Genomic DNA, 26636 nt, shown 5'->3' on the forward strand with positions numbered 1-26636 from the left:
TGGTTTATTGACTTAATGCTGTTTGAATAACTGCTGCTAACTTATTGCCATATTGCTTAATGCGCTCGGTGGCCGCGTAGGCATAACCAATAATCAGACCTCTTTCGGATTTTTCGCCCAAGCAGTAATGCGAAAGTGGGTAGACCCGTAAGCCTTGTTCAGACGCCATTTCAGCGATACGAACATCATCGCACGTTGGGTCGAATTCCACTACCAAATGCAAGCCAGAATCGACCGTTGAAAGGCGAGCGCCAACATTTGCTATTGGAGCAAGTGCTGCCTGTAATAAACGTCTACGCTCGCCATATATCTGCCGTAACCTTCGGATATGGCTGGCAAAATAGCCTTCTTCTATAAAATCCGCCAGTGCTGCTTGAATCACTACTTGTCCAGGTCGTTGCAGTTCGTACAGGCCACGCTTGAAACTTTCGACTAAATTAGGGGGAACCACCAGATAGCCGAGGCGAATGCCAGGGTACATGACCTTTGAAAAAGTGCCTAAATAGAGCACACGGTCGTTTTGATCCATACCTTGTAAGGACGAGATTGGTCGTCCTTCAAAACGAAACTCGCTGTCATAATCATCTTCAATAATCCATGCACTTACATTTTGCGCATAATCCAGTAATAAGCGACGGCGTCCGTAACTCATGACCATACCTTTTGGATATTGGTGAGAGGGCGTGGTGTAGATTAAGCGCGGCGGTATTCGGTAATCAGCAGTACTGGGTGCCATCCCTTCTTTGTCTACATTGACTGGGTGTAGTGCAAGCCCATTTACTTCAAGTACCCGTTGTGCGGCCCAATAGCCTGGATTTTCTAGCCATGCGCAATCGCCATGGTCTGTGAGCAGACGTGCACATAAATCAATGGACTGTTGTGTACCAGAAGTAATAAGTACTTGATCAAAACTGAGGTTGACCGCACGCGAAACCCGCAAGTAATCTGCAATCGCTTTGCGTAAAGGTAAATAGCCGCCATCGTGGCTGGAATCCAGCAGTGCGGGGTCTGGGGTTCGCCACTGTCGATTAAGTAAGCGACGCCATAATACGTAGGGAAAACTGGCGTAATCGTCTTCACCAGGGGTGAATGGCTGCACTTCATTGTTTGCTCGCGCGTTGTTGCCCCAGGCGTTATTGACTCGGATATTGTTAATTGTGGCAGTGTTATTGGTTGATGTAATTTGATTTTGGCTTGCTGAACCGCATGCCAATAACCCGCGTCTAGAAAGTTCGGCGTAGTTTTCAGTGATTACGACTGCATTATCTTTATCTGTTATATTTTTAGAGAGGTTCTTTGGAAAACCATCATGCAGATTGTAAGTGACATACGTACCACTTCCCGTTTGAGAAGCCACGTAGCCTTCATCGAGCAACTGCTCAAATGCTGCCAAAACAGTGTTACGTGAAACGGCTAAATCCTCTGCTAATCTTCTGGTCGAGGGCAGGCGCTCGCCTGCAGGAAGCACTTGAGTGGTAATGGCGCGGCGAATCACTTCGTAAATGCGTCGGTGATTCGGCATGCGAACCGGAAAATTGGCGTGGTTAAGTTGTGTCAGTAACCATTCGGATAATACGAGTTGTTTCATAGCATAGAAGATTCTTAGCCTACCTATCGTTAGCACTAGCTAAAAATTTAATTGGCTAATTAAATTTTAGGTTAAATTTCTACTAAAACTAGAAAAATTTAAAGTGGTTCTATTAAAATAATCTAAATGGCTCTTGAAGTATTACCAATTAAAGGAATAGTATACTTAGCAATGAGGCAATGCAATAATTTGTAACCTTATAAAAAATCAGCCAATGATGACAAAAAAACGTAAACCGGTAGTTTTAATTCCTGCAGATGTTAAACAGTTAGGTGAGCATCCCTATCACATGGCGGGTCATAAATATCTGTTGGCAGTTGCCGAGGCTGCAGGTGCGATACCTTTAATTGTGCCGGCCATTAGTGATTTATTCGATTTAGATGCACTTTTAGCGATTGCCGATGGTATTTTGCTAACGGGTGCAGTTTCGAATGTACATCCTTCCCATTTTGGACAAGAAATACTGAATCCAACCTTACCTTTAGACCCTGCGCGTGATGCCCTCACCTTAAAACTAGTACAAGCTTGTATTCAAGCCGAAGTGCCACTCTTAGCCATCTGCCGTGGTTTTCAGGAAATCAATGTTGCATTTGGTGGTAGCTTGCATCAGGCCGTACATGAAGTAGAAGGTTTGCAAGATCATCGTGAGTTTAAAGGCGCTTCTGTAGATATTCAATATGGACCGTCGCATTCCATTGATATCGTGGCGGGTGGCCAATTAGCCAAAATTGTCGGTGCTAAGCAAATGCAGGTGAATTCGATTCATGGGCAAGGCATCGCTAGACTAGGGGCTGACTTGGTGGTAGAAGCCTTTGCGCCGGATGGTTTAATTGAAGCGATAAGTGTTGTTCATGCTAAAACCTTCGCGCTCGGTGTACAGTGGCATCCCGAGTGGAAAGTTATGGACAATCCACAATATTTAGCAATATTTGTGGCGTTTGGTGATGCTTGTCGATTCAGAATGCGCAGGCATGAACCGCCAGATTAACACTTAGAAGATGGAAAGTTTCAATGAAAACAAATCAATAAGTTGTTAATAAAAGCTTCACAGGAGAATAAAAATGACAGCATCGAATAATAATCACGCAAGCAACCATCAACTCAATAAGAACCATGTGGACATGGATAAGTGGTTGACGGAAAACAATATTACCGAAATTGAATGTTTGGTTCCCGACTTGACGGGCGTTGCGCGTGGCAAGATTTTGCCGCGAGAAAAATTTTCAACCGATCGTGCCATGCGTTTGCCAGAAGCGGTGTTTGGTATGACGGTAACAGGCGAATCGCCGGAAGGCAATGAGGGCTACGATCGTGTGTTTGGCTTTACCGATAAAGACATGGTGCTTATTCCAGATCCAACCACCCTCAGACTGGTGCCTTGGGCAGTAGACCCCACAGCACAAGTCATTATGGATTGCGTCGACCATTCTGGTAAACCCATTGATTTTGCGCCTAGAAATGTGCTTCGACGCGTCACGAATTTATACAAAGATTTGGGTTGGACGCCGATTGTAGCGCCAGAGCTGGAATTTTATTTGCTAGAGCGTAATCCAGACCCTGATATTGCCTTAAGCCCACCTGTTGGCCGCAGTGGCCGCAAAGAAACCAGTCGCCAGTTGTACAGCATTGACGCCGTGAATGAATTTGACCCGCTGTTTGAAGATATTTACGATTATTCGGAGCTGATGGGTTTGGAATTAGATACGCTGATTCATGAATTCGGTGCTGGGCAAATGGAAATCAACTTTTTGCACGACGAGCCGATGATTTTGGCGGATAAATCCTTTTTCTTTAAGCGCTTGCTACGTGAAGCTGCGATGCGTCATGGTATGTATGCCACCTTTATGGCTAAGCCGATGCAGCATGAGCCAGGTTCAGCCATGCATATTCACCAAAGTGTGATTGATACGCATACTAAACAGAATATTTTTAGTAATGCCGATGGCACCGCCTCACAAATATTTTTTCAATATATTGCGGGTCTGCAAAAATATCTGCCTGCCGCCATGGTTTTACTTGCACCTTATGTGAACTCCTATCGCCGTATTGTGCGTAATGGGGCTGCGCCAATTAACATTGAATGGGGCTACGATAATCGCACCGTTGGCATTCGCGTGCCGATTTCAGAGCCAGCGGGCCGTCGCCTAGAGAATCGTGTGGTAGGTGCAGATGCTAACCCGTATCTGGCGATGGCGGTGACCTTGGCCTGCGGTTACTTAGGCATTAAAGAAAAACTGAAACCGACAGAAGTGACGACTGGCAGTGCTTATGCTTCGGATTACCAACTGCCGCGCGGTTTGTCTGAAGCGATTCGCGAACTAGAAGAATCGCAAGCGTTGCATGAAGTGCTGGGCAAAGATTTTGTCGATGTTTATTTGGCGGTGAAAGATGCCGAGCATGATGAGTTTATGCGCGTTATTAGTCCGTGGGAGCGCGAGCATCTTTTAATGCATGTTTAGAGATGTTGAGCTTAACGCGTATCTGAAGCAAATATGAAGATGTAACACTTAAACTATTTTGAATTGAGAGCAACATGATTATCGATACTCATGATATTCAAGCAATAGATTCGGCGCATTATTTACATCCGTTTACTGACCATAAAGCCTTGGCAGCAAAAGGCGCGCGCGTCATTATTAAATCCGAAGGTATTTATATCTGGGATTCTAAAGGCGAAAAAATCCTAGATGCGATGTCAGGTTTATGGTGTGTGAACGTGGGTTATGGGCGTAAAGAGCTGGTTGATGCGGCGGCCAAGCAAATGCAAGAACTGCCTTATTACAATAGTTTTTTTCAAACCACCAATGTGCCTGCGGTAAAACTTGCCGAAAAAATTATTAAGCTGGCAGGCGATAATTACAGCCATGTGTTTTTTAGCAGTTCAGGCTCTGAATCCAATGATACTAATGTACGTATGGTTCGCCATTATTGGGCTACGCTAGGTCAGCCTGAACGTACGTTTATTATCAGTCGAAATAATGCCTACCATGGTTCAACGCTGGTTGGTTCATCCTTAGGTGGCATGGGCGGCATGCACGCACAGGGCGGCATGATTCCAGGCATCGAACATATAGAGCAGCCCTATCACTATGGCATTGCGCCAAATCAGGATAGAGATGCGTTTGGCATAGAAGCCGCAGGCTGGCTGGAAAAAAAGATTTTAGAGCTTGGCTCCGATAAAGTCGCGGCATTTATCGGCGAGCCTGTGCAAGGCGCAGGCGGCGTGATTATTCCGCCTAAAACCTATTGGCCTGAAATTCAGCGCATCTGCGATAAATATGGCATCTTGCTGATTTGTGACGAAGTAATTTGTGGTTTTGGTCGTCTTGGTAAATGGTTTGGCTCACAGTTATTAGCCTGTAAACCGGATTTAATGACCTTTGCCAAGGGCGTGACTTCAGGTTACATTCCGCTTGGTGGCGTAGTGGTGGGTAAGCGCGTGGCTAAAGTGTTGATAGAGCAGGGTGGCGAATTTAATCACGGCTACACTTATTCTGGCCACCCAACGGCCTGTGCCGTGGCTTTAGCGAATATTGATATTATCGAGCGAGAAGGTTTGGTCGATAAGGTATTCAATGAAACTGGGCCGTATTTAGCGCAAAAATATCTTGAGTTAGCCAAACATCCATTGGTGGGCGGCGCGGAAACCTTGGGTTTAGTTGCCGGATTTGTGTTGATGAAAGATAAAGTGAACCACGTGCATTTTGATGAAGACTTAGGCGTAGGCATGATTTGCCGTGGTCATTGCTTTGCGAATGGCCTTATTATGAGAGCGGTGGGTGATCGCATGATTATCGCACCGCCACTTGTGATTTCAAAAACACAAATTGATGAGATGGTGCATTTGATTCTACAGTGCTTGGATGCCACTTTGGCCGATTTAAAAAAGCTGGGTGCACTTTAAGATTACCAAGTGCAATATAAAATCAATTCTGAAATTAATAGTGGTTGTGGATGCATACATATTGTAAGATTACTTTCATCCAATCAATTCGGACCATAGTTTTAAACCGTAGATTTAAACCAATGGATGTACAGCACAAAATTGCGAAAAATTTTTACTAAAGCTTTTCAGTCACTTACTAATTTAGGGGGTTAATGTATATGAATTTATCTTATAAAAAATATTTGTTTGGACTTGTTGTTGTTAGTGCAGTGCTTGCTGCCGTATCCTGTAGCAAATCAGATCAGGAGGTGACGGATCCAGCCAAAGCAACGACGGAAGCAAAAGCGCCCGAAGAGAAAGTGCTGAATATTTATAACTGGTCAGATTATATCGCCCCTGACACGATTGCTAATTTTGAGAAGGAAACTGGCATCAAAGTACAGTACGATGTGTTTGACAGCAATGAAATTCTGCATGCAAAACTCATTGCCAAAAACACGGGCTATGACATCGTAGTGCCAACCTCTAACTGGGCCAAGCAACAGCTAGATGGTGGTTTATTCCAAAAATTAGACAAGGGCAAATTAACCAACTGGAAAAATCTAGACGAAGGTATTTTGAAACAGATGGCGGCATTTGACCCAGGTAATCAATATTTGGTTGACTGGATGTGGAGTTACAACACAGTGGGTATTAATGTGGATAAGGTAAAAGCCGCTCTTGGTGATACGCCCTTGCCAGAAAATGCTTGGGATTTAGTGTTTAACCCAACTTACACCAGTAAATTAAAATCCTGTGGTATTACTTTCTTAGATACTCCAACCGATGTATTTCAGGCAGCCTTGCACTATTTAGGTCGACCAGTGTATACCGGAACGCCTGAAGACTACCAGGCCGCGTTCGATTTGTTGATGAAAGTACGCCCTGATATTAAGAAATTCAATTCAGGCGGACAAATTGATGACCTAGCGAGCGGAAATACCTGTGTAGCATATGGTTGGGCGGGTGACTTTAACTTAGCGCGCAAACGTTCGATTGAAAATAAGACCGAGCAAAATATTGAAGCTTTGGTACCTAAAACTGGCGGCATTTTATTCATGGATGTCATGGCAATTCCTGCCGATGCTAAACATCCAGATAACGCGCATACCTTCATCAATTACATTATGCGACCAGAGGTAACGGCAGCCATAACTAATGAAGTGACTTATGCAAACCCAAACAAAGCCGCAACCGAGTTTGTTGATCCTGAAATAAAAAACAACAAATCGATTTATTTGTCCGATGAGGATATTGCTAAATTAGTACCTCCCGGTGTTGAAGACGCGCAAACCAAACGTAATATGACGCGTCTCTATACCAAATTTAAGTCAGGCGTTTAATTCCTCTGGCTTGGAATTAAAACTCGCCTTGCTTCAACTTGCAAGGCGAGTTGGTACAAAAGCGGTAATGTATAAATACATTTTTTGTAGGGGAATTTGATGGCCACCACAGCTAAAGAAAATAGTAAGCCAGCACAGGACGTGTTGCTGCGTGTTGAAGGGCTGACCAAAATTTATGATGGCACCGTAAAGGCCGTGGATGACGTTTCACTAACCGTTACAAAAGGTGAAATATTTGCGCTGCTGGGTGGCTCAGGTTGCGGTAAATCAACCTTGCTACGCATGCTAGCAGGCTTTGAAATTCCGACTAAAGGTAAAATTTTCTTGGCAAATCAAGATATTACCAATCTTCCACCTTATCAGCGCCCCATTAACATGATGTTTCAGTCTTATGCATTGTTTCCGCATTTAAGTGTTTGGGAGAACGTCGCTTTCGGCTTAAAGCGTGATGGCATGCCCAAAGACGAAATCGCTGCACGCGTAGAGGCAATGCTAAGTCTTGCTCAGTTAAACAAGTATGCAAAACGTAAACCTCACCAGTTGTCCGGTGGTCAGCAACAACGTGTTGCCTTAGTGCGTAGTTTGGCAAAACGCCCGCAACTTTTACTGTTAGATGAGCCGCTAGGCGCGCTCGATAAAAAGCTCCGTGAAACTACACAGTTAGAACTGGTTAATATTATTGAGGAAGTCGGCGTGACTTGTGTTTTAGTGACACACGATCAAGAAGAGGCGATGACCATGGCCTCACGCATTGCTGTAATGAGTGAAGGTTACTTCTTGCAGGTAGGTGCCCCAGATGCTGTTTATGAAATGCCAAACAGCCGCCAAGTGGCTGATTTTATTGGTAATGTAAATATCTTTGATGGTGTAATTGAAGAAGATGAAGCCGACCATGTGACGGTGCGATGTGCTGAATGCGTGCATTATGTTGGTCATGGTGTGAGCGGACATTCGGGTATGGCCGTGGGCGTGGCTTTGCGGCCTGAAAAAATTATACTTTCTAAAGAAAAGCCAAAAGGTGACTATAACTGGTGTGCGGGCGAAGTGATTGAGATTGTTTACTTTGGTGCACATACGACTTATCACCTCAAGCTTGATAGCGGTAAAGTTATTAAGGCGCAGGAACTGAATAACACGCGTGATTTGAGTTTTGGCCTCACTTGGGGCGACCGTGCCTACGCTCAGTGGAACGATTTAGCAATGGTTGTCTTAACGCAATAAGGGGATAAACATGGCTAAAAACCAAGGCTTGTTAAATAAACTTTTGGACGGTCGAAACGCCGTCATTGGGGTGCCTTATTTCTGGTTTTTGTTGCTTGCCGCCATTCCGCTGCTTATTGTGCTCAAAATCAGCTTGTCGGAAATGGAAGGCACGCAAGTTTCAAATATGATTGACTGGCGTGAAGGCTGGCCAAAGCTGACGCTTAATTTTTCTAGTTATCAGTTTATTCTTACTGATTCTTTGTACATCAAAACTTATTTATCGTCCATTAAATACGCCTTAATTACAACGCTATTATGTTTAGTGATTGGCTATCCGTTTGCCTATTTTATGGCGCGCTCACCCAAGCATTTACAGCCAATGCTGCTGATGCTCATCATGCTACCCTTCTGGACTTCATTTTTACTTCGTATTTATGCCTGGAAAACCCTATTGGTCAGCAATGGTGTGATTAACAATATACTCATGAGTTTGCATATTATTGATGCACCGTTGGCGATGATGAATAACTCGTTTTCCTTGTTATTGGGTATGGTGTATTCCTATTTGCCGTTTATGATTTTGCCACTATATGCCAATTTGTCGAAACTAGATTTACGTTATTTAGAGGCTGCCGCTGATTTAGGCACCAGTCCTTTTAAAGCCTTTTGGCTGATTACGGTGCCGCTTTCTAAAGCAGGCATTATTGCAGGCTCCATGCTGGTGTTTATTCCAGCGGTGGGTGAATACGTGATACCAGAATTGCTTGGTGGTTCTAGCACGCTCATGATTGGCCGCGTGCTGTGGGATGAATTCTTTAGCAATTACGATTGGCCAATGGCTTCCGCAGTAGCGGTAGTGATGATATTGCTCATACTATTGCCGATGGCGGTTTACAATAAATCGCAGGCCGAACTCTCGGAGGGTAAATCATGAGTCAGGCCAGTAATAATAAGCTCTTTGCCAAGGGTTGGATGATTGCGGTTTATACGTTTTTGTATTTACCGATTATTACCTTGGTGGTGTTTTCATTTAATGATTCTAAATTAGTCACCGTTTGGTCGCATGCAAGTTTCCGCTGGTACGAAGCATTGGTCAAAGATACTGCACTAATCGAAGCGGTATTGTTGTCGCTTAAAATCGCCTTTTTGTCCGCCTTAATGTCGGTATTTTTTGGTACATTTACCGCTTTTGCATTGAATCGCTACAAGCGTTTTAAAGGTCGTACCTTGCTTTCGTCGATGTCTAGCATGCCCTTGGTGATGCCCGATGTGATTGTCGGTCTATCGTTATTATTGATGATTGTTTCGGTACAACATTGGCTAGGCTATCCACAGAAAGGCTTGTTGACAATTTTATTGGGTCATGCTCTGTTGGGTACCGCCTATGCGGCAGTTGTTGTAACCTCGCGTTTGCGTGAAATGGACAGTAAATTGGATGAAGCGGCCATGGATTTAGGTTGCAAGCCTTGGCAAGTGTTTACGTTGGTCACATTCCCATTACTGACACCAGCTTTGGTATCAGCGTTCCTACTCACGTTTACCTTATCCTTTGACGACGTCGTGCTATCGTCATTCTTGTCTGGTCCCGGCTATTCCACCATGCCGATGGTTATTTTCTCACGTGCAAGGCTAGGCTTAAATCCAACCATTAATGCAGTGGCAACGGTCACGATTATCGTAGTGACGATAGCGGTGATTGCTTCCAGTTTTTACACTTCTTATCAAGAGCGCAAGCGCAGGCGCGAAGAAGCTCAAGCCTATAGTGATACTAATAAATAAGACTGAATAATAGGAGCGGTTCTTTGTATTTCTTCGCGGTCAATAACCGTTCCTACAATTAAACCTAATTGAAGTGCGTAACCAATTAAAAGCCAATACAATGACCTTAGCACTCAAACATACCGCTCTATTAAAAAATAATCTCACTTTGCTTGCTGGCCAATGGGTGGCTGCAGATTCAGGTGAAACGTTTGACGTGACGAATCCAGCAAACAACGCATTGATAGCTAGTGTGCCCAAGATGGGGCGTGCAGAAACTGAGCGTGCCATTGTGGTGGCCGAATTGGCTCAAAAGTCATGGCGCACCCATACTGCAGCTGCCCGCGCAGCTATTCTAAAACGCTGGTTTGATCTGATTATTCATCATCGAGAAGACTTAGCACAGCTATTAACAGCCGAGCAGGGTAAGCCTTTGGCAGAAGCGCGCGGCGAAGTAAATTACGGCGCTAGTTTTGTCGAATGGTTTGCAGAAGAGGCTAAACGTGTTTACGGTGAGACGATTCCAGCGCCGTTGGGCGATCGACGTTTATTGGTGCTTAAGCAACCAATTGGCGTGACGGCCGCCATTACGCCTTGGAATTTCCCAATCGCGATGATTACCCGTAAAGCTGGGCCCGCGCTTGCGGCAGGCTGTAGCATGATTATTAAACCAGCCGAGCAAACGCCATTGTGTGCGATTGCCTTGGCCGTGTTGGCAGAAGAAGCGGGTGTGCCAAGCGGTGTATTGCAAGTCATTACAGGCGATGCACGTCAAATCGGAGCGGCACTGTGTGAAAGTCCTGTTGTTGCTAAACTTTCATTCACAGGATCAACAGAAGTGGGCCGAATCCTAATGCGCCAATGCGCAAATACGATTAAGAAACTCTCGTTAGAGCTTGGTGGAAATGCGCCGTTTATTGTATTTAACGATGCCGATTTAGATGCCGCAGTAGAGGGTGCCATAATTAGCAAATACCGCAATGCGGGGCAAACCTGTGTGTGTTCAAATCGCTTATTTATACAAGATAACGTGTTTGATGAATTTGCCAAAAAACTCGCAGCTAAAGTAGTGCAACTCAAAGTTGGTGCAGGTACCGAAGAGGGCGTCACACAGGGGCCATTAATAGACGATGACGCGATTGTAAAGGTAGAGAGTCATATAGCAGATGCCCTCGCTAAAGGCGCTACACTGTTGCAAGGGGGTAAGCGTCATGTCTTAGGAGGTACGTTTTTTGAACCTACAGTATTAGCCGATGTAAGTGCTGATAGCTTAATTTTTAGTGAAGAAACCTTTGGTCCCGTTGCACCACTATTTCGTTTTAAAACGGATGATGAAGTGATTGAATTAGCTAACCGCACAGAATTTGGCCTAGCTTCTTACTTTTACAGTCGTGATATTGGCCGCATTTGGCGGGTGGCAGAAGCTCTTGAATACGGCATGGTTGGTGTGAACACAGGCATGATTTCAAATGAAGTTGCACCTTTTGGCGGTGTAAAGCAGTCAGGCTTGGGTCGCGAAGGTTCGCATCACGGCATCGACGAATATTTAGAACTGAAATACGTGTGCATGGCGGGGCTATAAAATGACAGAGATTAAAATTGATTGGCACCAGCGTGCAAAAGATTTAAGAATCGATGGGCGTGCTGTTATTGATGGCCAGCGAGTAGATGCTTTGGATGGCAGTACTTTTGAATGCTTTTCACCAATCGATGGGCGTAAATTAGCCGATGTGGCAAGCAGTCAGGCAGCCGACATTGAACGTGCCGTAGTGGCGGCACGCACCGCCTTTAACGATAGACGTTGGGCTGGTTTTTCCCCACGTGAACGTAAGCAGACCATGATACGATTTGCCGATTTGATTTTGGCGCATAAAGCTGAACTGGCCTTGTTGGAAACGTTGGATATGGGCAAGCCTATTACGGCGAGTTTGAATGTGGATGTTAACTCCGCCGCCAATAGTTTACGTTGGTTTGGTGAAGCCATTGATAAGGTTTATGACGAAGTTGCGCCTACAGCAGACGATACCTTGGCTTTGATTACGCGTGAGCCAATAGGCGTGGTTGGGGCAATCGTGCCATGGAACTATCCGATTTTAATGGCTTGTTGGAAAATTGCGCCGGCCTTAGCCACGGGTAATAGTATTGTATTAAAACCCTCAGAAAAATCACCACTGACGGCACTCAGGTTAGGTGATTTGGCGATTGAAGCAGGCATTCCAGCAGGTGTGCTAAATGTAGTGCCAGGTTTTGGTGCGGAAGCAGGTACGCCACTTGCCATGCATCTTGATGTGGATTGTATCGCCTTTACTGGTTCGACAGGTGTGGGTAAAAAAATCCAAATCATGGCTGGTCAAAGTAATTTAAAGCGTGCTTGGTGTGAACTTGGGGGTAAATCACCGAACATCGTGTTTGCTGACTGTAAAGATTTAGACAAAGCCGCTGCAGCCAGCGTGGGCTCTATTTTTTATAATCAAGGAGAAAGCTGCAATGCGCCTTCTCGGTTATTGGTCGAACGTACGATTAAAGACGAATTCGTAAAAAAAATATTAGCATATTTGCCTGAATATCAACCAGGCGACCCGCTGGATGCGAATACCACCATGGGGGCGATTGTGGATTGCGGGCAAATGGAAAATGTACTGAAATATATTGCAAGTGGTAAAGCACAAGGTGCCAAGTTGCGGGCAGGCGGCGAACGAGTGTTGAGCGAAACCGGTGGCTTTTATATCAATCCAACAGTGTTTGATGAGGTGAGCAATGAAATGACCATCGCCAGCGAGGAGATTTTTGGTCCAGTGCTGTCTATCATCGCTTTTGATACCGAAGAAGAAGCAATCCGCATTGCGAATGGCACGAATTATGGCTTGGCTGCCGCCGTATGGACGCAAGACCTGAGTCGTGCTCACCTTGTAGCAAAAGCGTTGCGGGCGGGTACGGTGCATATTAATAGTTATGATGAAGATGACATCACCGTGCCGTTTGGCGGCTATAAACAAAGCGGCAATGGCCGCGATAAATCTTTGCATGCGCTAGAAAAATATACAGAACTAAAAACTACTTGGATTAAATTGAAGTAAGCCAAAGTTTGATACTAAAGTTAGATAAATAAGCAATTACACCTTTAAACTGCAAACCCCTAATAGGACAGCCTATGATTAGCAATAAACAGTTACATGATCGCCGTTTAGAAGCCACGCCACGCGGCATTGGTGTGATGGCAAATTTCTTTATTGCTCGCGCGTTCAATTCTGAAGTTTGGGATGTCGAGGGTAGGCGATACATTGATTTTGCAGGGGGCATCGCCGTGCTCAATACAGGGCATCGGCATCCCAAGGTGGTGGCAGCAATCGAAGCGCAGTTGCAACATTTTACCCACACTTGTTATCAGGTGCTCCCTTATGAAAATTACGTTACCTTGGCTGAACGTATTAACAAACTTACCCCAGGAAATTATGCAAAAAAAACCTGCTTTTTCTCGAGCGGGGCTGAGGCGGTTGAAAATGCGATAAAAATTGCCCGTGCGTCAACAGGCCGGCCAGGCATCATCGCTTTTTCAGGGGCGTTTCATGGTCGCACGATAATGGGCTGTGCACTCACCGGTAAGGTTGCGCCCTATAAAATTGGCTTTGGGCCTTTTCCTGCAGAGATTTACCATGCGCCATTTCCAGTCGATTTACATGGTGTCAGTGTGGAAGATTCTATAAAAGCTATTCATACGCTATTTAAATCAGACATTGATCCAAAGCGAGTTGCGGCGATAATTTTGGAACCGGTGCAAGGTGAGGGCGGTTTTTATGTCACGCCTCTAGCGCTAATGCGAGAGCTACGCACGCTATGTGATGAACACGGCATTTTGCTGATTTTTGATGAAATTCAAACGGGGTTTGGCCGCACAGGCAAATTATTCGCAGCAGAACATTACGATGTATTGCCAGATATTATCACCATGGCAAAGAGTATGGCGGGCGGAACGACTTTGTCTGCAGTGAGTGGTAAGGCCGAGGTGATGGATGGTCCTGCACCAGGCGGGCTAGGCGGCACTTACGCGGGCAATCCGCTTGCCATAGCCGCGGCGCATGCGGTGATCGATATTATGGAAGAAGAGAAGTTAGTGGCCCGTGCTAATGTGTTAGGTGAAAAGCTCACGAAACGCTTAAAAGTTGCGCAAACCAAAACGCCTAGTTTAAAAGAAGTACGAGGTTTGGGTTCGATGATAGCAGCAGAATTTTTTGACCCAGTAACGAATGAGCCTTCGATGGAAATCACCAAACGTGTACAGCAGGCCGCATTGGCAGAAGGCTTGATTCTATTGACTTGTGGCGTATATACCAATGCGCTAAGATTTTTGTATCCACTGACCATACAGGATGCTGTTTTTGATGAGGCACTGGATATTCTGGACCGTGCTTTAGCAAAAGCCACAATATAAAATTTATAAAAACGTACTCGCATGTCACGGCAAAGGCTGTTTTGCTGGCTATAATAACTTTAAACTAGCGCAGTCTGAACTTTTATAATCGCTTAAATTTTTATCCATTATTTAATCTTTAGCAATCCTAGGTGCATCTATGCAAATTCAAAATATTCAAACCACACCATTTAACGATCAAAAACCAGGTACTTCAGGTTTGCGAAAAAAAGTGAAGGTTTTTCAGCAAGCTGGATACTTAGAAAATTTTGTTCAAAGTATTTTTGATACGCTGGAAATACCTAGTGGCGCAACGCTCGCTTTGGGCGGTGATGGACGCTATTTTAATCGTCAAGCAATTCAAACCATCATTCGCATCGCTGCTGCCAATGGTTTTGCGCGCGTACTTGTTGGTCAAGCGGGTATTTTATCTACCCCAGCTTCGTCCCACGTGATTCGTAAATATAAAACATTCGGTGGCATTGTCTTGTCTGCAAGCCATAACCAAGGCGGCATTAATGGCGATTTTGGTATTAAATACAACATCAGTAACGGTGGCCCAGCGCCTGAAAAAATTACTGATTCAATCTTTGAATTAAGCAAAAAAATCACGGAATATAAGATTTCAGACCTACCGGAAATTGATGTGGACACCATCGGTGAAACTACTTTTGATGGTGGCAAGTTCACGGTGAAAGTCATTGATGCAGTGCAAGATTATGCGGACTTAATGCAGGAGCTATTTGATTTTTCTGCCATTAAGAAATTGCTAGTAAGTGGTTTTAGAATGCAGTTCGATGCGATGCATGCCGTAACAGGTCCTTATGCAAAAGAGATATTCGGCAAACGATTAGGTGCACCAGCTTCTAGTTTGATGAACTGCACACCCTCTGAAGATTTTGCAGGTGGTCATCCAGATCCTAATTTAACCTATGCGGAAGATTTAGTGAAAATCATGTTCGCGGGTGAAAGCTCTCCAGACTTTGGTGCCGCGTCCGATGGTGATGGCGACCGCAACATGATTTTAGGAAAAAATTTCTTTGTTACGCCGTCTGATAGCTTGGCAGTCTTAGCAGCGAATGCAACGCTAGTGCCCGCATACAAAAAAGGTATTGCTGGCGTAGCACGTTCTATGCCGACCAGTGGTGCAGTAGACCGAGTAGCTACTAAGTTGAATATTCCAGCTTATGAAACGCCGACAGGGTGGAAATTCTTTGGCAATTTGATGGATGCAGGAAAGGTAACCTTATGTGGTGAAGAAAGCTTTGGTACCAGTTCAAGCCATGTGCGTGAAAAAGATGGTTTATGGGCGGTGTTGTTTTGGTTGAATATTCTTGCCGTTAAACAAACCAGTGTAGAGCAGATTCTCATGGCGCATTGGGCAGAATTTGGCCGCAATGTGTATTCACGCCATGATTACGAAGCCATCCCCACCGAAGCTGCCAATAGCGTCATAGCGCATATTAAAAGTCAATTTTCAAGTTTGCCAAACCAAACCTTTGGTGCGTATCAAGTAAAAACTTGCGATGACTTTAGTTATCATGATCCGATTGACGGCTCTGTCAGTAAAAATCAAGGCATACGCATTTTGTTTGATGATGGTTCGCGTATCGTGTTTAGACTCTCAGGCACCGGTACTGAGGGCGCGACAATTCGCATTTATTTGGAGGCGTTTGACCCTGATACTAAGAACCATCATCTTGATGCGCAAGTGGCATTAGCTGAAATGATAAAAATAGCCTTGCAGATTTCACAGTTGGTGGAAAAAACAGGCCGCCTTGCGCCTACGGTGATTACCTAGTTCTGTTCAATCTTCGACTTGCTTGATGGTCATTTCACCTTGATACAAGCGCACATCCATTCGCCCTAGAAAAGACATGCCAAGCAACACTTCTCCATCCAAACCGGGTGCAATCATTGCTGAAACATTATTTGCGGTCACTCCGCCAATTTTGACGGATTGTAATCGTACCAAGTAGCCCACCGTGTCGCCATTTGCTGTATTGGTACGTATGGCATCAATGCTCTTTAGCTGAAGTTTATCTGCTACGCTTTGTGAGATTGCAACACCCGTAGCACCAGTATCCACCAGTACTTCAACCTTTTGCCCATTGATGAGAGCCTCGGTGCGGTAATGGCCATCCAAGCCACGCTTTAGCACAACGGTGCTGGCTTCCCCTAAGTTTTTAATTTTATTCGGATTTTGAATGCCATCGGCTAAGTAATAAATTAGGCCAGCCAGCGCAATCCAAATAAAGATGAAAGTATGTTTGGTCATTCGAAAACGTATTTTTGAAACTGTGCTTATTGAGCTTCCTCTATCCAAGCGAGCTGAATCGCTTCTAAAATCTTTTCCCCACAATGCTCTGGCGCATCATCAAAGCCATCTAAAGCCAATACCCAAGTCATTAAATCGGTAAAGCGAATAGTGGTGGGGTCGATGTCTGGATATTTGTCGTAAAGCGATTCAGCAATGGTGAGTGTGTCAGTCCATTTCATGGGAAAATCCTTGCGAAGTAAATGAGTTTTATTATAACGCCGCAAATGAGGTGCGAAAAAGAGTTATTGCACCTAAAATACAATTTCTTTAAACGTTTACAACTGGAATAAGGGCAAGAGTTTTCAATTAAAGCCACAGTAGCTAACTCATTCTATTTGCATCAAAATGCACTTTAAAAGCTTCCGATTCCATAAGATTGGTTAATTTTAAATCTGTTTCAATCAATAGTTTTGGATTAATGACGCTATTCTTTTTATCAATAATGTATAGAAACGCAGGTTGATGCATCCTTCAAGGGCGTGATTGAACATACGACAAAATTGATTATAGCTTGGCTATCTGACGAGAGTGACTGCATGGTAAAATATCAAAATGTTTATCAATTAAAAATTCAATTATTTGGAAAGCGAAACAATGTCTGCGCCTTTTAACTACAGCAAAACCTTAAACTTAGTCGATCCAGCTTTAGATGCAATGATTAACAGTGAAGTGGTACGTCAGCACGAGCATATTGAGCTAATTGCCTCTGAAAACTATACCAGTCCAGCCGTGATGCAAGCACAAGGCTCGCAGTTGACCAATAAGTATGCAGAAGGCTACCCAGGCAAACGTTTTTACGGTGGCTGTGAGTTTGTGGACCAAGTGGAACAATTGGCGATTGACCGCTTAAAAGCCTTATATGGTGCGGAATATGCAAATGTGCAGCCGCATTCTGGCTCGCAAGCCAATCAGGCGGTGTATTTCTCAATTCTAAAACCAGGTGATACCGTCATGGGTATGAATCTCGGTCACGGTGGTCACTTAACGCATGGTTCGCCAGCTAATTTATCAGGCAAATTATTTAACATCGTGCCTTATGGCCTGAACGACAAAGAAGAAATTGATTACGATGAGATGGAGCGCATTGCTATTGAGTGTAAGCCAAAATTATTAATTGGTGGTGCATCTGCATATGCGTTGCGCTTTGATTGGGCACGTATGGCAGAAATCGCTAAAAAAGTAGGTGCGTATTTCATGGTAGATATGGCGCATTACTCAGGTTTGATTGCTGCAGGTGTTTATCCAAATCCAGTGCCGCATGCAGATTTTGTCACTTCAACCACGCATAAAACGTTACGTGGTCCACGTGGCGGTATTATTTTGGCAAAAGCTGAGTTTGAAAAATCATTGAATTCCAGTGTGTTCCCAAGTTTACAAGGTGGGCCGTTAATGCACGTGATTGCAGCCAAAGCAACCGCATTTTTAGAAGCCGCCCAGCCCGATTTCAAAACCTATCAATCACAAGTAATTAAAAATGCACAAGCGATAGCAGAGGTTTTAACGGCTCGTGGTTTGCGAATTATTTCTGGTCGTACCGAGTCTCATATGTTCTTGGTGGATTTACGTCCAAAAGGTTTAACGGGTAAAGCGGCTGATGCGGCTCTAGGTTTGGCACACATTACTGTAAATAAGAACTCAATTCCAAATGACCCAGAAAGCCCCTTTGTGACTTCTGGTATTCGTATCGGTGCGCCAGCGATTACAACGCGCGGCTTTAAAGAAGATGAAGCGCGACAAGTGGCGAACTTGATTGCTGATGTGTTGGATAATCCAACGGACGAGACGGTGATTGCGGCGACCAAAGCTAAGGTACATGCTTTGACTGCACGTTTTCCTGTTTATCAAAACTAGGTAATCGTTAATCAATGAAATGCCCTTTTTGCGGTGATGCAGATACACAGGTAATTGATTCGCGCGTCAATGACGAAGGTGATTCTATTCGCCGTCGCCGCAAATGTGGTGCTTGCGATAAGCGTTTTACGACTTATGAAACGGCTGAGTTACACCTGCCGCAAGTGGTTAAAACCAATGGCACGCGTGAAGAGTTTAACTGCGAAAAGTTGCGCTTGTCTTTTTCACGCGCTTTACACAAGCGTCCCGTGCCTACGGAATACGTGGACCGTGCTTTAGACAGAATCACGCAAAAGTTATTGAGTTTAGGTGAGCGAGAAATTCCCGCGCGCGATTTGGGTGAGAGCGTCATGCACGAACTTAAGTTAATGGATAAAGTTGCCTACATAAGATTTGCCTCGGTGTACCGAAGCTTTTCTGACGTGGATGATTTTAACGACGCGATTCGTGATTTGTAAACAGGCTAGTAATTTGCGTTTTAAGTAACGTCTCAACCAATCGTTAAGGAACTAAATATGAAGTTGATTAACTGGGCATCCATCGCATTCGCAATATTTACCTTGGTGCTCACCGTTGTGTTTTTTGCCTGGTGGATGATGAAAGATAGTCTAGTGTTTGGCAGTGATAAATTTGACCAAGTGAAGTGGATGCAGCACGCAACAACGATTGAAACTGACTGTAAACGCGGCGATATGGCGTATGACTTGCAACAGCATGTGTTATCAAAAGGCACCAGCAAAGAAGCCGTTGGTGTATTGCTAGGCCGACCAAGCTACGAAGATGGCAATGCCATGGAATATGATTTAGGTAAATGTATGCATGTTTATCATGGCTTGTTGTTGTTTTTTGATGAAAATAACCGTTTGATTAATAGTCGCATTTCATCGCATTAAATTCATCATGGCTATGAAATGACTTCGTTTACGGTAGCCGACCACACCTACATGACCCTCGCTTTGCGCCTAGCAGAGCAGGGTTTATACAGCACTCAGCCTAACCCTCGTGTTGGCTGTGTCATCGTTAAAAATAATCAAATCATCGGGCAGGGAGCACACCTTAAAGCTGGCGAGCCACATGCCGAAGTATTTGCCTTGCGCGAAGCGGGTGCGAGTGCCAAAGAGGCAGATGCTTATGTCACGTTAGAGCCTTGCAATCACCAGGGTCGGACACCGCCTTGTGTTGATGCCCTGATTATTGCTGGTATCAAGCGTGTTGTTGTCGCGATGCAAGACCCCAACCCCTTAGTAGCAGGCAAGGGTATTCAGCGGCTACAGGCACATGGCATTGAAGTGAAACTGGGTTTGATGGAGGCCGAGGCTAATGCGTTAAATCCAGGGTTCATTTCACGCATGACACGTGGTTTACCTTATGTGCGTAGTAAGGTTGCGGCGAGTTTAGATGGAAGTACTGCGCTGAATAATGGCCAGAGTCAATGGATTACTAGCGATGCCGCTAGGCAGGATGTACAACACTGGCGCGCGCAATCGTGTGCAATTTTAACCGGCATCGGTTCGGTGCTGGCGGATAATCCAAGTATGAATGTGCGACTTCCTGATTTACTGAGGCAGCCATTGCGTGTTGTGGTCGATAGTAAATTGCAGATCCCACTTGATGCAAAAATATTGCAGGGTGGTAATACGCTTATTGCCTATGCGAATGGCCTCCAGCATCGTTCAAATGGCTTACAGGCAGCAGGTGCTAGTTTGCTGCAGGTGGCAGGCGATGAGGGTAAGGTCTGCCTGAAATCGTTGTTGAGTCACCTTGCTAGCCTTGGGATTAACGAGGTGATGGTTGAAGCGGGGGGGCGTCTCAATGGTGCGTTACTCGCACAAAATTTGATCGACGAACTGTTGATTTATTACGCACCTAAATTAATGGGTAGCCAGTCAAAAGGGATGTTTGCCTTACCCACGTTAATAGACATGCGCCAAGCCATTGATCTGCAATTATTGGATATCAGACAAATTGGAAAAGATATTCGCCTGCGCGCAAAGCCAATTCAGACTGCCGATTAAACTTTTAACGCCTATGCTCATCGATACGCATTGCCATTTGGATGCAGCAGAATTTGATGCTGATAGAAATAGTATTGCCGAAAAGGCTTTGCAGCAAGGCGTGCAACTTATCGTTGTACCCGCTGTGGCGCGTTTAAATTTTGATCCTGTACTCGCGCTATGCCGCCAACACAAACATTGCGCCTATGCGCTTGGCATTCACCCTATGTACGTTGATAAAGCCAGTATCGTCGATATTGACGTACTTAAAACCTATGTGCTCGAACATAGCCCCGTTGCGATAGGTGAAATTGGGTTGGATTACTTTGTCACTAAAGATAATTTTGAACGTCAAACTTTCTTTTTTACCGAGCAGCTAAAATTAGCGAAACAACATGACTTGCCTGTGATATTACATGTTCGCAACGCGATTGATGATGTATTAAAGCATTTGCGTAGATTTGAAGTGAGAGGCGGCATTGCCCATGCGTTTAATGGAAGCTTTCAACAAGCTGAGCAATTCATTGCACTGGGGTTTAAATTGGGTTTTGGTGGGGCAATGACCTATAGTCGCGCATTAAAGATTCGCGCTTTGGCGATGCAATTGCCGTTAGAGTCTATCGTTTTAGAGACAGATTCGCCCGATATTCCACCTGAATGGGTGGGCGCCAAGGGGCGAAATACCCCGCTAGAACTCAATAGAATCGCACAGGTTTTGGCACATTTAAAGCAAGTAAATGTGTCGCAAGTACTTGATATTACAAGTACCAATGCGCTAAAAGTTTTGCCAAAATTGGTCGACTTATGCACACCACCTAAAGTATTACTTTAACTTGAGTAAAAATCCCTTATCAATCAAGGGTGATTATTTAACTTGTTGATTTTAAACAAAAAAATAATAGGTTAAATTTTAAGCGAATTGAAAAAAGCCTTATAAATTGGTATGTTACATTTTCAAGTCACAGTTATTCACAAAGTTATCCACAGATATTGTGGAGAGTATTTTCATGTTTCAGGGAACTTTTTAAAAGTCAATAATTTAAAAAATAATTTATGATCATTAACAACGAAAAATTCCGCACAATCTGGCCAAATGATGCTAAGAATTTAAACGCAATTACCGTATCAATTATTGACCAAACAAAATTGCCACATGCGTTTGAAATTGTAGAAATCAGCAATCTACAAAACATGGTAAATGCCATTAAAACCATGCAAGTGCGCGGCGCGCCATTAATTGGTGCGGCGGCTGCTTATGGTATGGCATTGGCAATGCAAAAAAATACTAATGAAGCGCATATTCAACAGTCAGCCAATGCCTTAATACAAAGCCGCCCAACTGCGGTAAATTTGCGCTGGGCGGTTGAGCGCATGACGAAGTTGCTATTATTAACCGCAGCAGAAAGCCGACTAGAAGCCTCTTGGTTAGAGGCTTCGCATATTTGTAATGAAGATGTACTGCTCAACCAGGCTATTGGTCAGCATGGTTTAACTTTAATTAAATCTTTACACGCTAAAACGCCACGCCAACTCAATATACTCACGCATTGCAACGCAGGCTGGCTAGCTACTGTTGATTTCGGCACCGCACTAGCGCCAATCTATGCGGCACACGAGGCTGGCCTTGATGTGCATGTGTGGGTAGATGAAACACGCCCGCGCAACCAAGGCGCCAGTTTAACGGCATGGGAGTTAGCTCAACACGGTGTGCCACACACAGTCATTTGCGATAATGCAGGCGGCCATTTAATGCAGCAAGGCCAAGTGGATATGGTCATTGTCGGCGCTGACCGTGTTACCAGTACTGGCGATGTCTGCAATAAAATTGGCACCTATTTAAAAGCGCTTGCGGCGTTTGATAATCAAGTGTCATTTTATGCCGCAGTGCCTTCACCCACCATTGATTGGACGATTCACGATGGCGTTCAAGAGATTGAAATTGAAGAGCGTGATGGTCGTGAACTGACTTGGATGTCAGGCGTGTTGGCAAATGGCGAGCTAGCAGAGGTGAATATTTTGCCACCTAATACGCAAGTGGCAAACCCAGCGTTTGATGTGACACCAGCTAGATTAGTCACAGGTATTATCACCGAACATGGCGTATTTACGCCCAATGCGCTTAAAGAACGTAAATAAACATGCCCTGCGACCCGCATGGATATTGGCTTTCGCATTCGACTTAGTGCTTTAGCACTTAGCGAGAATGGTGATGCCAAGAACTGGTACAGAGCATGCAATTTGAAAGGTGTTGATGAGTAATTTATCTGAACAACTGTTAATAACCAGTCAAAAACTCGTCGCACTTGGCTTAAACAAAGGCACGGCAGGCAATGTCAGTGTGCGTTCTGCACAAGGTTTTTTAATCACACCAAGTGGCTTGCCAGTTGATGAAATGACACCAGCAAGCATGGTGCAAATGCGTTTTGACGGCAGCTTTGAAGCGGATAAAACGCAGCCAAATGTTAAACCCAGCAGCGAATGGCGTTTTCATTGCGACATCCTTAAAAATCGCCCTGAAATTAACGCTGTCATTCACACCCACAGCATGTTCGCCACCACACTGGCTTGCTTGCATAAAGATATTCCACCGTTTCACTACATGATAGCCGTCACAGGGGCGGATACCATTCGTTGCGCGCCTTACGCGCTGTTTGGCTCGCAAGCCTTGTCAGATAATGCGCTAACTGCATTAATCGACCGTAAAGCCTGTCTGCTAGCCAACCACGGCATGATAGCGATAGGGCGCGATTTAGAAGATGCACGAGCAGTGACGGTGGAAGTAGAAAACCTGTGCGAGCAATACTGGCGGGCATTGCAGCTTGGTGAACCGCATGTTTTATCTGAGACTGAAATGCGTGACGTGTTTCGGCAGTTTAAGGGTTATGGCAAGTGGGCGATTTAGTAACGTTTGAGGTAAAAGGCCCGCGGCAGCGCGTCCTGCTTAACCGATGGGTTAGATTTTTGCATATAGCAGACCCGCAATACCAAGCTGAAAAATAACTAGAGCTGTAATAAAAGCAGTTTTATTTGGCTGGTTTGGAAACAATATAAATTTTTTGTGCAAGGCTAAATAGACAAAGCCATACAAAGCGTCGCCAGCTAACAAGATTATGAAATATAAAAAAAGCCACCGCCAGCATATAGTGCAAATAGAAGCAATACGATTTGATAGGGAATGCTTGAAAGAAGAATATTTTTTCGCATTTCTTTCGTATTCAGGCTTTGATTTTCTGCGTTCATAAATTTAAATCTAACGTTTGAATTAAGGGGCGCCGTTAGGCGTCCCGCTTGAATGATGGGTTAGGCGCAAACGTGAATAGACCGCAAACGCAAAACCCAAACCGAAACCTAAAATAAGTGAAGAGTCAAATTGCCACACAGCAACTACAAAGCAAACAAACGCAACAGCAGCTAACCAATTAGCTAATGGTACAAAGTTTGAGGTTTGAAAGCAAAACGAAATGCTAAGTGCTGTGGCAATAATGGGTGCTATAGCCAAAAAAATGAAGAATGTTCGATTTTCATGGGTTGGTGCAAACATAAATTCAAGTTGACCAATGGCACGCTCAGGTGGTGACAGAATTAACAACCAACTAGCCCACAAATAAATAGCCAGAATTGCGTACTGGATTGCTGCAAAGTGACGAAGTCTCAAGATTTTAACGCCTAACCGTTATTATGCGGACGCATGCGTCCGCATAATAATATTGTGAATGTTGAATTTTTCATATTCTTTTTCTTTATAAATTATTAACTTAGCTATTTATCTGTCCGTATGATAATTAATAGCAAGTACGGACGCAAATAATTCCACTTAATGTGAAACATCTTCTACATGCAAGCCCGTATTCTGCCGCACGTACAGCTCTTCCCACAAGTCCTCAGCGCGTTTATCGCGCTTAAATAGAGAGAATAAAATCACCATTAAAAAACCGAGTGGAATCGAAATAATCCCTGGGTTTTTAAGTCTGAATAGCGGTTTTTCTAGGCCAATCATGCTGGTTGTTTGGCTACCAAACTTAGCGATGTCATCTTGGGCTTTGCTAATCGATTTTTCGAGTTCTTTGATTTGTTTGTTAATGCCTGCAACGGCTTCTTGGCTGCGGATGCGCATGAGTAGCTCTTTTAAATCAGCTATTTTCTGCGGTGCAGAAATCACGGATTCAACCGCAGGTTTTGCGGGTTCTGCTTTTTGGCAAGTTGTAAAAAACTCGCAAATCAAGCCTTCACTTATTTTAGCTTCAAACTCAGCCTTATTCGGTGCGCCTTCCAGCACTATTTTGGCATCTGCCACCATTTTTAGCGGGTAGGTCATATTGGGTGAAACCAGCACCAATAGAATCGCGCTTCCTGCGCCTATCAGCATGCCCATTACCACGCCTGTGGTGTTGCATTTTTTCCAGTAAAGCGTAAGAAAAATCGCAGGCAAATTGCTGCTAGCGGCTACGGCAAATGCCATGCCGACTAAGTGCGCCACGTTTTGGCCTTTGGCTAAAATGCCAATAAAAATGGCGACAATACCTACCGCAATACTGGCGATTTTCGCTGCTTTCATTTGCTGTTGCTGCGTTGCCTTGCCTTCTTTAATCACGTTTACATATAAGTCGTGCGCAATGGCGCTGGCGGAGGCTAACACCAAGCCTGCGACCACCGCAACAATGGTGGCAAAGGCCACAGCAGCCACAAATGCCAGCATAAAGTTACCGAGTAGCGAATGCTCGCCACCGCCCAAATATTGGGCTAAGAGTGGCGCGGCCATATTGCCGCCTTTATCAATGCTGCCAATCGTTTCTGGGCCAACGTGAATGGCTGCACCAAAACCTAAAAATAAGGTCAGCACATAAAAGCCACCGATAATCGCCATTGCCCACACCACGCTTTTACGCGCCTCTTGCGCATTGGGTACGGTAAAAAAGCGCATTAAAATGTGCGGTAAGCCTGCTGTACCAAACACCAGTGCCATGCCTAGGCTAATTTGGTCAATCGGGTCTTTTAAAAATAAACCGGGTTCTAAAAAGCGCTGGCCGAGTTCCTCTGGCGTCATCGTGCTAGCTGTAGCTCCGAGTAATTTAGCCACTTGCGCCTGAACCTTGCTATCATCCACCACCGCTTGCAAAAAAGCAGGTAGGCTAAAGCCATAAGGCATCCAAACCAAAGTGACCAGCACTAATGAGGCGATGACGAGCAAAACCGCTTTTACAATTTGCACATAAGTAGTGGCGACCATGCCGCCAAACACCACGTAAGCCAGCATAAGTGTGCCAACGGCTATTACGCTCACTTCGTAGTCAATACCAATCAGCGTTTTAACCAACACGCCGCCGCCGACCATTTGCGCGGTGAGGTAAAAGATAGAAACGGTAATGGTAGAAAGCGCGGCAATCATGCGCGCTTTTTTAGGGTTGTTGCGAAACGCTAAAATGTCGCCAAGTGTATATTTACCAATGTTGCGGCAGGGTTCTGCAATCACCAAAAGTACGGCAATATAGCCCATGAGAAAACCGACCGAATACATAAAGCCATCATAGCCATACAGTGAGATTAAGCCTGCAATGCCAAGGAAAGACGCGGCTGACAAGTAGTCGCCCGCAATCGCCCAGCCATTTTGTAAGCCTGAGATGGAATTGCCAGCTGCGTAAAAATCGGCAGTAGACTTCACGCGTTTGCTTGCCCACCAAGTGATGTACATGGTGGCCGCAATAATGCTACTAAATACAATAAAGGTAAGCCAACGATATTCGTCTGCCACTGCGCCAGCGGATGCCGTGGAAGCGAATACTGGCGCGCCTTGCAGGCAGGCTAAAATAACGATAAAGCCAGCAATTTGTTTAGCTTTAAAGTTCATAATACGCCTTTAATATTATGCGCATCTTCCACCAAAGCCTTGGCGCGCACGTCAAATTCGGTATTAGCGCGTTTGGCATAAATAATGGCAATCATCCAAGCGATTGCAAATTGTGAAAGAGCAAAAATTAAGCCCAAATTAATCACGCCCCAAATTTTTATTTTCAAAATAGGTTGAAAATACGCGGTGCTGATAGGTAGCAGAAAATAAAAAATCAATGCAAACAACATCATGCACCATAAAAATTTATTTTTATCGCCATGTAAGGCTTTAAAGCGTGCATCGTCTGATATGGCCGACCAGTGAATTTTAGGTTTTGGCAAGTGCTTTCTCCACGATTTAAGCAGAATAAATCTGCGTTTGAAGGTTTATTTTACTGGTGATTGTAATGCCTTTACGGT

Annotated in this window: 24 protein-coding genes; 18 read left to right on the forward strand and 6 right to left on the reverse strand. The window is 44.6% G+C overall.

The window, feature by feature from the left end:
* Positions 1-4: 4 nt before the first annotated feature.
* Entirely contained in the window at positions 5-1588 is a 1584-nt protein-coding gene (locus HOO90_RS04370; protein ID WP_292839859.1) for a PLP-dependent aminotransferase family protein, read from the reverse strand.
* A gap of 214 nt (positions 1589-1802) precedes the next feature.
* Between HOO90_RS04370 and HOO90_RS04375 the strand changes: the two genes are divergently transcribed.
* The 11 genes from HOO90_RS04375 to HOO90_RS04425 all read left to right on the forward strand — a co-directional run bounded on the left by HOO90_RS04375 (position 1803) and on the right by HOO90_RS04425 (position 16026).
* Entirely contained in the window at positions 1803-2576 is a 774-nt protein-coding gene (locus HOO90_RS04375; RefSeq protein ID WP_292839861.1) for a gamma-glutamyl-gamma-aminobutyrate hydrolase family protein, read from the forward strand.
* Between the two features lie 73 nt (positions 2577-2649).
* Positions 2650-4047, forward strand: a complete 1398-nt coding sequence (locus HOO90_RS04380; protein WP_292839864.1) for a glutamine synthetase family protein — start codon at positions 2650-2652, stop codon at positions 4045-4047.
* Positions 4048-4121: 74 nt separating this feature from the next.
* The gene (locus HOO90_RS04385) at positions 4122-5492 is read left to right on the forward strand and encodes an aspartate aminotransferase family protein (RefSeq protein ID WP_292839867.1); all 1371 of its coding nucleotides are present in this window, start codon (positions 4122-4124) and stop codon (positions 5490-5492) included.
* A 200-nt stretch (positions 5493-5692) separates the two neighbouring features.
* Entirely contained in the window at positions 5693-6856 is a 1164-nt protein-coding gene (locus tag HOO90_RS04390) for a polyamine ABC transporter substrate-binding protein (RefSeq protein ID WP_292839870.1), read from the forward strand.
* 99 nt (positions 6857-6955) lie between these two features.
* Entirely contained in the window at positions 6956-8077 is a 1122-nt protein-coding gene (potA, locus tag HOO90_RS04395) for a polyamine ABC transporter ATP-binding protein (RefSeq protein WP_292839873.1), read from the forward strand.
* A gap of 10 nt (positions 8078-8087) precedes the next feature.
* Positions 8088-8993: an ABC transporter permease gene (locus HOO90_RS04400; protein ID WP_292839876.1), complete on the forward strand. Its 906-nt coding sequence runs from the start codon at positions 8088-8090 to the stop codon at positions 8991-8993.
* On the forward strand, positions 8990-9838 hold the full coding sequence (locus HOO90_RS04405) for an ABC transporter permease (protein WP_292839879.1): 849 nt from the start codon (positions 8990-8992) through the stop codon (positions 9836-9838). Before HOO90_RS04400 ends, HOO90_RS04405 begins: the two co-directional genes overlap by 4 nt.
* Before the next feature lie 100 nt (positions 9839-9938).
* Entirely contained in the window at positions 9939-11399 is a 1461-nt protein-coding gene (locus HOO90_RS04410) for an NAD-dependent succinate-semialdehyde dehydrogenase (protein WP_292839959.1), read from the forward strand.
* Between the two features lies 1 nt (position 11400).
* Positions 11401-12894, forward strand: a complete 1494-nt coding sequence (locus tag HOO90_RS04415; RefSeq protein WP_292839882.1) for an aldehyde dehydrogenase — start codon at positions 11401-11403, stop codon at positions 12892-12894.
* 74 nt (positions 12895-12968) lie between these two features.
* Positions 12969-14246 (forward strand): 4-aminobutyrate--2-oxoglutarate transaminase, encoded by a 1278-nt coding sequence (gene gabT / locus HOO90_RS04420; RefSeq protein ID WP_292839885.1) that lies wholly within the window; start codon positions 12969-12971, stop codon positions 14244-14246.
* A gap of 139 nt (positions 14247-14385) precedes the next feature.
* The gene (locus HOO90_RS04425; RefSeq protein WP_292839888.1) at positions 14386-16026 is read left to right on the forward strand and encodes an alpha-D-glucose phosphate-specific phosphoglucomutase; all 1641 of its coding nucleotides are present in this window, start codon (positions 14386-14388) and stop codon (positions 16024-16026) included.
* A 6-nt stretch (positions 16027-16032) separates the two neighbouring features.
* Here HOO90_RS04425 and HOO90_RS04430 read toward each other — a convergent pair whose 3' ends face one another.
* Both HOO90_RS04430 and iscX read right to left on the reverse strand, forming a co-directional pair.
* On the reverse strand, positions 16033-16503 hold the full coding sequence (locus tag HOO90_RS04430) for a retropepsin-like aspartic protease (protein ID WP_292839891.1): 471 nt from the start codon (positions 16501-16503) through the stop codon (positions 16033-16035).
* Positions 16504-16529: 26 nt separating this feature from the next.
* Entirely contained in the window at positions 16530-16724 is a 195-nt protein-coding gene (iscX, locus tag HOO90_RS04435) for a Fe-S cluster assembly protein IscX (RefSeq protein ID WP_292839894.1), read from the reverse strand.
* A gap of 415 nt (positions 16725-17139) precedes the next feature.
* On the opposite strand from iscX, the gene glyA reads away from it, so the two are divergent.
* The 7 genes from glyA (at position 17140) to HOO90_RS04470 (ending at position 23292) form a co-directional block, all read left to right on the forward strand.
* A complete protein-coding gene (glyA, locus tag HOO90_RS04440) occupies positions 17140-18396 on the forward strand; it encodes a serine hydroxymethyltransferase (protein ID WP_292839897.1) in 1257 nt (418 codons plus the stop codon).
* Positions 18397-18410: 14 nt separating this feature from the next.
* The gene (nrdR, locus tag HOO90_RS04445; RefSeq protein ID WP_292839900.1) at positions 18411-18854 is read left to right on the forward strand and encodes a transcriptional regulator NrdR; all 444 of its coding nucleotides are present in this window, start codon (positions 18411-18413) and stop codon (positions 18852-18854) included.
* Positions 18855-18911: 57 nt separating this feature from the next.
* Entirely contained in the window at positions 18912-19289 is a 378-nt protein-coding gene (locus HOO90_RS04450) for a hypothetical protein (RefSeq protein ID WP_292839903.1), read from the forward strand.
* A gap of 18 nt (positions 19290-19307) precedes the next feature.
* Complete coding sequence (ribD, locus tag HOO90_RS04455) at positions 19308-20411, forward strand: bifunctional diaminohydroxyphosphoribosylaminopyrimidine deaminase/5-amino-6-(5-phosphoribosylamino)uracil reductase RibD (protein WP_292839906.1); 1104 nt, start codon at positions 19308-19310, stop codon at positions 20409-20411.
* 13 nt (positions 20412-20424) lie between these two features.
* Entirely contained in the window at positions 20425-21222 is a 798-nt protein-coding gene (locus tag HOO90_RS04460; RefSeq protein WP_292839962.1) for a TatD family hydrolase, read from the forward strand.
* A gap of 221 nt (positions 21223-21443) precedes the next feature.
* Complete coding sequence (mtnA, locus tag HOO90_RS04465) at positions 21444-22526, forward strand: S-methyl-5-thioribose-1-phosphate isomerase (RefSeq protein ID WP_292839909.1); 1083 nt, start codon at positions 21444-21446, stop codon at positions 22524-22526.
* A 115-nt stretch (positions 22527-22641) separates the two neighbouring features.
* Entirely contained in the window at positions 22642-23292 is a 651-nt protein-coding gene (locus tag HOO90_RS04470; RefSeq protein WP_292839912.1) for a class II aldolase/adducin family protein, read from the forward strand.
* A 360-nt stretch (positions 23293-23652) separates the two neighbouring features.
* Here HOO90_RS04470 and HOO90_RS04475 read toward each other — a convergent pair whose 3' ends face one another.
* The 3 genes from HOO90_RS04475 to HOO90_RS04485 form a co-directional block, all read right to left on the reverse strand.
* Positions 23653-24045 (reverse strand): hypothetical protein, encoded by a 393-nt coding sequence (locus HOO90_RS04475; protein WP_292839915.1) that lies wholly within the window; start codon positions 24043-24045, stop codon positions 23653-23655.
* A 159-nt stretch (positions 24046-24204) separates the two neighbouring features.
* Entirely contained in the window at positions 24205-26235 is a 2031-nt protein-coding gene (locus HOO90_RS04480; protein ID WP_292839918.1) for a cation acetate symporter, read from the reverse strand.
* Positions 26232-26558, reverse strand: coding sequence for a DUF485 domain-containing protein (locus HOO90_RS04485; protein WP_292839921.1), 327 nt, complete (start codon positions 26556-26558; stop codon positions 26232-26234). Before HOO90_RS04485 ends, HOO90_RS04480 begins: the two co-directional genes overlap by 4 nt.
* Between the last annotated feature and the right edge of the window lie 78 nt (positions 26559-26636).

Origin of the sequence: Methylotenera sp. (assembly GCF_013141425.1) — a bacterium.
Classification (GTDB): domain Bacteria; phylum Pseudomonadota; class Gammaproteobacteria; order Burkholderiales; family Methylophilaceae; genus Methylotenera.